General features: G+C 29.8%; 8 protein-coding genes. 2 read left to right on the top strand and 6 right to left on the bottom strand.

All coding sequences use genetic code 11. The features are described 5' to 3' along the window. Positions 1–44 precede the first annotated feature (44 nt). Positions 45–941 carry a DMT family transporter gene (locus tag RT575_RS04435; protein ID WP_313385550.1) on the top strand — a complete coding sequence of 299 codons (897 nt, stop codon included), beginning with the start codon at positions 45–47 and terminating at the stop codon, positions 939–941. Between the two features lie 115 nt (positions 942–1,056). Here the strand turns inward: RT575_RS04435 and RT575_RS04430 are convergent, their stop codons facing one another. From RT575_RS04430 to RT575_RS04405, 6 genes are all read right to left on the bottom strand, one after another. Continuing rightward, the gene (locus RT575_RS04430; RefSeq protein ID WP_313579106.1) at positions 1,057–1,731 is read right to left on the bottom strand and encodes an NAD-dependent deacylase; all 675 of its coding nucleotides are present in this window, start codon (positions 1,729–1,731) and stop codon (positions 1,057–1,059) included. 514 nt (positions 1,732–2,245) lie between these two features. Continuing rightward, entirely contained in the window at positions 2,246–4,048 is a 1,803-nt protein-coding gene (locus tag RT575_RS04425) for an acyl-CoA dehydrogenase family protein (RefSeq protein WP_313579104.1), read from the bottom strand. Positions 4,049–4,152: 104 nt separating this feature from the next. Further along, a complete protein-coding gene (locus RT575_RS04420) occupies positions 4,153–5,334 on the bottom strand; it encodes an acetyl-CoA C-acyltransferase (protein ID WP_313579103.1) in 1,182 nt (393 codons plus the stop codon). A 38-nt stretch (positions 5,335–5,372) separates the two neighbouring features. Then, a complete protein-coding gene (locus RT575_RS04415; RefSeq protein ID WP_313579102.1) occupies positions 5,373–5,732 on the bottom strand; it encodes a four helix bundle protein in 360 nt (119 codons plus the stop codon). A 35-nt stretch (positions 5,733–5,767) separates the two neighbouring features. Beyond that, positions 5,768–8,167 carry a 3-hydroxyacyl-CoA dehydrogenase/enoyl-CoA hydratase family protein gene (locus tag RT575_RS04410; protein WP_313579100.1) on the bottom strand — a complete coding sequence of 800 codons (2,400 nt, stop codon included), beginning with the start codon at positions 8,165–8,167 and terminating at the stop codon, positions 5,768–5,770. Further along, positions 8,151–8,612: a MarR family transcriptional regulator gene (locus tag RT575_RS04405; RefSeq protein WP_313385540.1), complete on the bottom strand. Its 462-nt coding sequence runs from the start codon at positions 8,610–8,612 to the stop codon at positions 8,151–8,153. Before RT575_RS04405 ends, RT575_RS04410 begins: the two co-directional genes overlap by 17 nt. 301 nt (positions 8,613–8,913) lie before the next feature. Here RT575_RS04405 and RT575_RS04400 point away from each other — a divergent pair, with 301 nt between their 5' ends. Continuing rightward, positions 8,914–10,863: a KUP/HAK/KT family potassium transporter gene (locus tag RT575_RS04400; protein ID WP_313385538.1), complete on the top strand. Its 1,950-nt coding sequence runs from the start codon at positions 8,914–8,916 to the stop codon at positions 10,861–10,863. Positions 10,864–10,884: the final 21 nt, after the last annotated feature.

Raw genomic sequence — 10,884 nt, 5'->3', positions numbered from 1 at the left:
TTTTTTTTCACTTAAACTTTTGCATCTTTGCTGAAAATTAACACATGAAAATAGAGTTTAAATATTGGGTAATTCTTGGGATTTTAGCACTGACTTGGGGAAGTTCTTTTATTCTTATAAAACAAGGATTAGTTTCTTATACTCCATACCAAGTAGGAGCATTACGCTTATCTATTGCAGGTACTGTTTTGGCTATATGGGGAATTCCTAGTTTATTTAAAATTCCTAAAAATAAATTGAAATACGTTGCTTTAGCTGGATTTTGTGGAAATTTTATTCCCATGTTTTTATTCCCAATGGCTCAAACACATGTTTCTAGCTCTATGGCTGGAATATTAGACTCATTGGTTCCCTTATTTATTTTATTATTTGGTGCATTATTTTTCAATATAAGAGGAACTCAAAATCAAATTATTGGTGCATTGATTGGATTTTTTGGAGCTGTATTATTAATTAGTGGTGATGGTTTTTCTGGAGAAAATAGTATTCCTCATTGTTTACTAATTGTTCTTGCAACAGCTTTGTATGGAATGAATAGTTTAATTTTGACTCGCTATTTAAATGATGTTCCATCATTCCAGTTATCATCTGCCTTATTTACTATTTGGCTTTTACCAGCAATTATTATATTATTCTTTTCAGGTTTTTTTGAAACATTTGAAGGGACTAGTCAACAATTAAAAAGTCTTGGTTTTGTCGCTATATTAGGATTAGTAGGAACCGCATTAGCTATGATTTTATTTTATAAATTAATTCAAGCCACAGGAACTATTTTTTCTTCTATGGTAACTTATTTAATGCCTATTATCTCTGTTTTTTGGGGATTTATGGTTGGAGAAAAAATAACATGGATGCATTTAGTTGGTTTTATAATGATTCTATCTGGTGTGTTTTTAGCTCAGAAGACGAGTAAAAGTAAACAACGAGAAATTCTACAATAAAAACGCAATAACGATTGTAATGTAAATCCTTTTCTGATTGGATTCTTATAAAAAAGAATAAAACCAATCAGAAAAGATTGCAATGAAAAGCGTGCCCGAAGGGATTGCCCAAAAATTATAGTCCCAATATTTTTTTTATATCATCTATAGCTTCTGTTGCTTTTTTCTTGATATGAATTATGGAATTAGACTGAAATGAATCATTTGGGTCAATATATATAATTTGTATATTATTTTTAACATAATCAATAAGTGATGCTGCTGGATAAACTTTCATAGAAGTCCCTATAACAAGTAGTATATCTGCTGTTTTTACTTCTTTTATTGCATTATCCATCATAGGTACCATTTCACCAAACCAAACGATATGTGGTCGTAATTGACTTCCATCTTCTGCTAAATCTCCTATTTTTATATCTTTATTCCAATTTATAATCATATTCTCATTTCGCTCGCTTCTTGCCTTTCGTAATTCTCCATGTAAATGAATGAGATGAGATGATTCTGCTCTTTCATGTAAATCATCAACATTCTGAGTGATAATAGTTACATTAAAATTTTGTTCTAATTCTTTTAAAAATAAGTGAGCTTTATTTGGATGAACTTCAAATAATTGTTGACGCCTTTTGTTGTAAAAATCTTGAACTAATTGTGGATTTTTATTATAACCAGATACTGACGCAACTTCCATAATATCATGATTCTCCCATAAACCATTTGAATCTCGAAATGTAGAAATTCCACTTTCTGCACTAATCCCAGCACCAGTTAGAACAACAATTTTTTTCATAATTTATTATTAAATATCTAAAAATAGAATAAAAAATGCATATCAATTTATTTGATATGCATTTTACAAATAACTACTTAATTAACAAATATTTAAAACTTTTACAAAAAACACAAATTATTTTTTATAATTTACTATTATCAAATTACTTGAAATTCTTCCAAGTATCTTGTTTTAACTTTTTCAACTCATCCAATTTTACTAGACACATTATACTAAATGTTATAAACATTGTGAACGTTAGAATTGCTGCATTAATAATCATAATAGTATTTTTTAAGGGGTTAAATACATTGATATAAATTTACATATAATTAAAACATTATCACTCACTAGAATAACATAACCTGCTTATTTTTAATGAATAAAAAAAACCTTAGCTGAAACAACTAAGGTCTTTCTCTCTACTAAAACTTTAAGTACCATGAAAACTCCACTAATTTGTAAATTAGTACTTTTAATATTAGTTAAACAAATAATATACCAAACTACAAATCAATGAATTAAATATTATTTAGAATATGTATTTATTTTCTCTAATAATATAATCTGCTATTTCAGTTTTTAAATTTATAACATTTGGATACTCATTATAACGAGTAAATCTTCGAACGCCAGATAACATCATTCTTTGTTCATCTCCTTCTGCAAAAGAAATAATAGCTTTTGTCGCTTCTGTTTTAACAATTTCTACAGATTTAAACAATTGTAATTCTACTAATTTAACAGCATATTTTGCATTATCAGCTCCTTTTACATTTGCAATTTTTTCTGCACGTAACATCGCTGATTCTACCATATATATTTCTTGCATAATATGAGATGTTGCAATAATTAACTGTTGATGTTTTTCTAACTCAGCTCCAAATTTTTGTAAAGCAGCTCCAGCAACCATAAAAAATGCTTTTTTAAGATTTTCTATAATTTCCTTTTCTTGAGCAAATAATTCAGAATAATCTGGAATATCAAATGATGGAATTGACATTAATTCTTCTGCAACATTTTTAGCTGGAGACATTAAATCAAGTTTCCCTTTAAAAGCTCTTTTTACAAGCATAGAAATACATAATAATGTATTAATCTCATTCGTTCCTTCATAAATTCTTGAAATACGAGCATCTCTCCAAGCAGCTTCCATTGGCATATCTTTAGAATATCCCATACCTCCATAGATTTGAATACCTTGATCAGAAACCACTTGAGTCGCATCAGAAATCCAAACTTTTAGTATAGAAGCTTCTATTGCATATTCTTCTATCCCTTTTAATTCAGCATCTGCATGAGACATACCTGAAGTTATATTATCAGCAATTGCATCTTCAACATCTTTTGCAGCTCTGTAAGATCCTGCTTCAGATGTAAAAGTAGAAACAGCCATATCTGCTAGTTTTTCTTTTATAGCACCAAAAGTATTAATAGAAGTATTAAACTGCTTACGTTCTGCAGCATATTGTAATGAATTATCTAAAATACGTCTTTGTGCATCTAAACAAGCTGAACCTAATTTTATACGACCAACATTTAGAGCATTCATTGCAATTTTGAACCCTCCATTTCTTTCTCCTAAAAGATTCTCTACAGGAACACGAACTTCATTAAAAAATACTTGACGAGTAGATGAAGATACAATTCCTAATTTATCCTCTTCTTCTCCTAAAGAAAAACCTTCTCCTGCTTTATCTTTTTCTACAATAAATCCAGTTATATTTTTATCATCTTCTATACGAGCAAAAACAATAAACAAATCTGCAAAACCTGCATTAGTTATCCACATTTTTTGCCCTGTAATGATATATTCTTTACCATCATCAGATAAAGTTGCTTTTGTTTTTCCTGAATTAGCATCAGAACCTGCGTCTGGCTCAGTTAAACAATAAGATGAAAACCATTCTCCTGATGCTAATTTTGGTAAATATTTTTGTTTTTGTTCCTCAGTACCATATAATGTGATTGGCATTGTTCCTATTCCTGTATGAGCTCCAAATGCAGTTGCTAATGAACCAGTAGCACCAGAAATATAGTCACAAACAAGCATTGTTGTAGAAAAACTCATTCCTAACCCTCCATATTCTTCTGGAACAGAGACTCCAAGTAAACCTAATTCACCGATTTTTTTCATTAATTCTTCAATTAATGCGTAATCTTTTTTCTCGATTCTGTGTTTATTAGGTACAACTTCTTTATCTATGAACTCTTTTGCAGATTCCATAATCATTTTTTGCTCTTCTGATAAATCTTCAAAAGTAAAAATATCGTTATAAGATGCATTTTTAACTAAAAACTCACCTCCTATTAATCTATTTTGATTTGCTGACATTGTAATAATTTTTTTGTTGTTTATGTTTTGATTCAGATATTGAGATATTAGTAGTCAGATTTTAAAAATATAATATCTAATTTCCTAATATCTCAAATCTTTATTTATTTTAAAAATTCAAATACAGAAGCTGCTCCTTGGCCTGTACCAACACACATTGTTACCATTCCATATTTTGCTTTTCTAGTTTCCATTTCATGTAATAACTGAACTGTTAATTTAGTACCAGAACAACCAAGCGGATGTCCTAATGCAATAGCTCCTCCATTAACGTTAACGATATCAGGATTTAAATTAAGCTCTCGCATAATTGCAACAGATTGAGATGCAAACGCTTCATTTAGCTCAAATAAATCAATATCTTCTTGTTTCAATCCTGCTTGTTCTAAAGCTTTTGGTATTGCAAACATAGGTCCCATTCCCATAATTCTTGGTGCCAAACCTACAGTTGAATATGCTGCTAAACGAGCAACAGGTTCTAAACCTAATTCTTTAACTAAATCTTCCGACATAACCATTACAAAAGCAGCACCATCTGACATTTGTGAAGAGTTACCTGCTGTTACAGAACCTCCATGAGCAAAAACTGGACGTAACTTTGCCAAACCTTGCACTGATGTATCTGGTCTTGGTCCTTCATCTTGTTTAAAAGTTATTTTCTTAGTTTGAATTTTTTCATTTCCATCTAAGAAATTGTATTCAACATCTAATGGAACAATCTGAGAATCAAATTTACCTTCTGCTAATGCTTTCAATGCTTTTTGATGAGAATTAAAAGCGAATTGATCTTGGTCTTCTCTAGAAACTTTAAATTCATTTGCAACTGCTTCTGCAGTTAATCCCATTCCCCAGTAATAATCTGGATGTTCTTTTGCTAGATCTGTTTCCGGAATTGGTTTATATCCACCCATTGGAATATAAGACATCGATTCCGCTCCACCAGCTATAATACATTCTGCCATTCCTGTTCTAATTTTTGCAGCAGCTAATGCTATTGCTTCAGAACCTGATGCACAGTAACGATTAACTGTAACTCCTGGTACTTTATCTGTTGATAATCCCATTAATGAGATTAACCTTGCCATGTTTAAACCTTGTTCAGCCTCTGGCATTGCACAACCAACTATTAAATCATCTATTCGTGCTGGATCTAATGATGGATAATCTTCCATCAATCTTTTTAGAACTGTTGCAGCCATTTCATCTGGACGAGTAAAACGTAAAGTTCCTTTTGGAGCTTTTCCTACTGCTGTTCTATATCCTGTAACAATATATGCTTGTTTCATGTTTTTTTTACTTTTTTTTAGATTTTAGATAACAGATTTTAAATATTAGACTTCAATTTTTGTTGAAAAACATAATTCATTTTCTGAATTTCATTTATTAAATTAATTACTTTTTCAGTATCTGTTTTTTTTAAAATATCCAATTCTATGCATAAAATTATCTGTGTCATTAATTCATAAGAAGAACCATTTGTTATTGATAAAAAATGAATAAATTCTCTATTAGAATTCCTTCCTGCTCCTTCTGCTATATTTGAGGATATTGAAATTACAGATCTTTTTATTTGACTAATTAATCCAAATTTTTCATCTTGAGGTAATTTTTCACAAATCAAATAAACTTGTTTAGCTAATTCAATTGACTTTTTCCAAATAATTAAATCCTCTATTTTATGCATCTCAATTCTAATTTCTAAAATCTAACTTCTAAATTTTAATTACGTAATGGTCTTCCTGTTTTTAACATATGTTGAATACGCTCTAACGTTTTTCTTTCTCCACAAAGTGATAAGAAAACCTCTCTTTCTAAATCCAATAAATATTGTTCTGAAACTTCTGTAGACTCAGATAAATTTCCTCCAGTCATTACATAACCTAATTTATTAGCAATTAATCGATCGTGATCAGAAGCATAATGACCAGCTACTAATTGATCTGTACCTACATAAAACATTCCTTGAGCTTCACGTCCAAGAACTTTTACTTTTTGTCGTATAGGCTGAGTATACCCAGCTTCAGCTAGAATAATAGCATGTTTTTTTGCTTCAGCTATTTGGCGATCTCTATTGACAACAATAATATCTTGGTCTCTTATAATCCCCATTTTTTTAGCTTCATAAGCAGAAGTTGCTACTTTTACCATTGCTATATTCATAAAAGCTTCTCGTAAATGATTTGTTTTTATATCATCTGCTAACATATGTTTTGCAGCACGTAAAGCAAATTCTTTAGATCCACCACCTCCTGGGATAAGACCAACACCAACTTCTACTAAACCAATGTAAGTTTCTGCTGCTGCAACAACTTTATCTGCATGCATTGTTATTTCACATCCTCCTCCAAGAGCCATTCCATGAGGAGCAACAACAACAGGAATTGAAGAATAACGAACTTTCATCATGGTATCTTGAAATGTCTTAATTGCCATATTCAATTCCCACCAATCTTGCTCAGCAGCCATCATCATAATCATTGCTAAATTTGCACCAACAGAAAAATTATCTGCTTGATTACCGATAACTAAACCTCTATAATCTTTTTCAGCTAACTCTATTGCTTTATTAATTCCTTGAAGAACTCCACCACCTAAAGAATTCATTTTAGAACGGAACTCTAAATTGATAATCCCATCTCCTAAATCTTGAATTGAAGTTTCTTTATTCGACCAAATTTCATTTGTTTTACGAATGTTATCTAAAATAATAAATGAATCTTGACCTGGAATTAATTCAAATTGTTTCGTTGTTTGATTGTAAAATAACTTTTTACCATTTTCAACTTTATAAAAAGAATCTACACCAGAATCTGCTAATTCTTTTACCCATGAAGCAACAGTATAACCTTCTTGTTCAACTAATTCAATTCCTTTTTTTAAACCAACATAATCCCATGTTTCAAAAGGTCCATATTTCCATGCATATCCTGTTCTTATCGCATCATCTATAGGATAAAAAACATCTGTTATTTCTGGAACTCTTTGAGATACATAAGCAAATAAAGATGCAAAATGTTTACGAATTAAATCACCTGCTTTTGTTGTATCCTTTAATAAAACTGCTAATTTATTTTTGGTAGAACCTGCTTGTTTTGCTAATTCAACTGAAGAAACTTTAGCACGTTCCATTGGTCGATATTCTAATGTATCAAGATTTAAAGCAAAACGGTTTGTTTTTCCTTCTTTATCAACCTCTTTGTAATAAAAACCTTTTTTTGATTTATCTCCAAGAAATTTATTTTCGATTAAAAAGTCTAAGAATTTAGATTCTTTTAAATCTTGTATCATCAAATCGTCTGTCGTATTCTGTTGCAGACCTTTTGTTACATTATACGCAGTATCTAACCCTACTAAATCTCCTAATTTAAATGTTCCAGTTTTTGGTCTTCCTAATATGGAACCTGTTAATGTATCAGTTTCTTCAATAGATAGACCTAATTCTTGTGTAAGCTCCATAATTTTTGCCATAGAATAAACACCTACTCTATTTCCTATAAAACCTGGTGTATCCTTACATAAAACTGGTGTTTTACCTAAAAATAATGAAGCATAACTTTGATAGAAATCAACAATTTCTTTCTCTGCTTTTGGTCCAGGAATAACTTCAAACAATTTTAAATAACGTGGAGGATTGAAAAAATGTGTTCCACAGAAATGTTTCTGAAAATCTTCTGACCTACCTTCAGACATTAAATGAATTGGTATTCCAGATGTATTAGAAGATATTAAAGTCCCTGGTTTTCTTAAAGCATCAACTTTTTCGAACATCGATTTTTTAATATCTAATCTCTCTACAATAACTTCGATAACCCAATCCGAATTTTTAATCTTTTCTAAATCATCATCAAAATTACCTACGGTTATACGAGATGCAAAAGCTACGTCGTAAATTGGGGAAGGTTTACTTTTAAGAGCAAAATCTAAATGAGATTGAGCTGTTCTGTTACGAACAACTTTATCTTCTAAAGACAACCCTTTCGCTTGCTCTTGTGGCGTAAGCTCGCGAGGAACCATATCTAGCATCAAGACCTGAACTCCAATATTAGCAAAGTGACATGCAATACCTGAACCCATTACTCCTGAACCTAATACGGTTACATGTTTAATGTGTTTTCTCATAATTGTTTTTAAATATTTTTTTATCAGAGATCAATTGGTTTATTTTATAAATAACTTCCAAAAAAACCTCCATTTTTTCTGGTTCTATATGTTTATTTATTGATTCATTAAATTGTAAAACAAAAAACTTTGAAATATCTCTCATTCTCAAACCTTCTTTTGTTAAAGTTATCAAAACACTTCTTCCATCTTCAGGATTAGGTTTTCTCGTTATAAAACCTCTCTCTTCTAGATTTTTCAAAGTTCTAGACAAACTTGTTGGCTCAATTCCCATTTTTGGTCCTAAATATGTACTTGGAGTACCTCCTTTAGGATCTATTGATAATAATGTAAATGCATAAACCATTGTAGAATTATATTCTCCAGCTTGTTCATTGTACATTTTCTGAATAGAAAGCCAAGTGGAACGTAATAAATAATCGATTGTAAAATCTTCTCTCAACATTTTTTTAGTGTATCTATAACAAATATAATATTTTTTTTATTATGCAAGCATAGTATTATTATAAAATTAACATCTGATAAAAAACAATTTCAATAGTGTATATTTATTAAAAATTTACAAATTATAATAAAAATAAGTTTTAAAATAAAGTTATATTTTCACTATAGTGTATTATTACACCAAATAATAATCGATAATTAATATAGTAACACCCTATAGTTATAGATAATATAAATTAATAAGTTGGAATAATCTCTTTTCTACGACATACATTCGTAAAAAATTAAAATAAGTATTGCTTATGGAATCAAACCATACAATGAACAAAGTAACAGCAGCTACATTGTTAATAGCATTTGGTATCATATATGGAGATATAGGTACTAGTCCATTATATGTAATGAAAGCTATAATTGGTGAGCATCGTGAAATTGAAGAAAGTATTGTCTACGGAGGAGTTTCATGTGTTTTTTGGACATTATTTTTTCAGACTTCAGTGAAATATGTATGGCTAACTTTACAAGCTGATAATGATGGAGAAGGAGGTATTTTTTCTCTTTATTCATTAATTAAAAAAAGAGGAAAAAGTTTAATAATCCCTACAATTATAGGCGCATCAGCTCTCTTAGCAGATGGAATTATCACCCCACCAGTATCTGTTTCTTCGGCTGTAGAAGGACTTAGAATGATTGATGGGTTTCAAGGGTTACCTACGATACCTATTGTTATTGTCATTCTATCTTTATTATTTTTCTTTCAACGATTTGGAACAAATAAAGTTGGAAAAATATTTGGCCCTTTTATGGTTATATGGTTCTCTATGCTTTTAGGATTAGGAATTTTACATATTATTCATCATCCCAATATTATTAAAGCCTTAAACCCTTATTATGCTTACAACTTATTAACTAATTATCCTCATGGTTTTTGGGTTCTTGGAGCCGTTTTTCTTTGTACAACAGGAGCTGAAGCATTATATTCTGACTTAGGACATTGTGGTAAAAAAAATATAAGAATAAGCTGGATTTATGTCAAAATTTGTTTAGTAACAAACTATTTAGGACAAGCAGCTTGGTTAATGCATCAAGACAACCCTTTCTTAGATGGAAGAAATCCTTTTTATGAAATGATGCCACATTGGTTCTTAATTCCTGGTATCTGTATTGCTACAGGCGCTGCCATTATTGCATCACAAGCATTAATAACAGGTTCTTTTACATTAATTAACGAAGCTATAAATTTAGGGTTTTGGCCAAGGACATTTATTATTCAACCAAATGAACATAAAAGTCAGGTTTATATTCCTACAATAAATTTTATGCTTTGGGCTGGATGTATTTTTATTGTTCTTTACTTTAGAGATTCATCACATATGGAAGCTGCATATGGTTTAGCTATTACAGTAACCATGTTAATGACTACTCTATTACTAGGATACTATCTTAATTACTATACAAAACTCAATAAAATTTTTATTGCGCTAATACTCGGAATCTTTGTCTCAATAGAAAGCTCTTTCTTTGTTGCTAATGTTGTAAAATTTGTTGAAGGAGGGTATTTAGCTTTATTAATGGGATGGGTTTTCTTTGCGATAATGTATTGTAGTTTCTATGGAAAAATTTTAAATTCTAGAAATTTAGAGTTTGTTAAAATAAAACGTTACGCAAATATTTTAACTGAATTAAGTGAAGATGAAAATGTTCCTAAATTCTCTACGTTTTTATTTTATCTAACAAAATCTACTAATGTAAAAAATGTTGAAAAATTTAGTATTCAATCTATTTTATCTAAAAGACCAAAAAGAGCAGATGTTTATTGGTTTGTTAACCTAAATAGAGATAGCGAACCTTATACATTAAACTATAAAATAACACCTATTACAGATCAAAAAATATATCGATTAACTTTTAATATTGGTTTTAGAGTTCAGCCTAAAACGGAGCAATACATAAAAAAAGTTATTAGTGATATGTGTACAAATGGAGAATTAGATTTAAAAGATTTAAGTGCTAACTTAAGAAAGTATAATCAAGAATTAGATATGAAGTTTGTTTTAATAGAAAAATTCCCTTCAATTGAAACTAAGTTAAGTATGAAAGAATTCTTTACACTTAAAGTTTATTATCTAATTAAAAAAATAGAATTTAATCTTTTAAAATCATTCGGTTTAGAAAAAAACGATGTGTTTATAGAACATATACCTTTATACATGCATAAACATTCAGTTGATAGACTAGAGCGATTGGATTAAAACAAAAAAATAGAGCTCATT

This window comes from Chishuiella sp., assembly GCF_032109125.1.
Classification (GTDB): domain Bacteria; phylum Bacteroidota; class Bacteroidia; order Flavobacteriales; family Weeksellaceae; genus Empedobacter.
The sequence above is the reverse complement of the archived record's forward strand: the minus strand, read 5'-3'. Positions and strand labels throughout refer to the sequence as shown.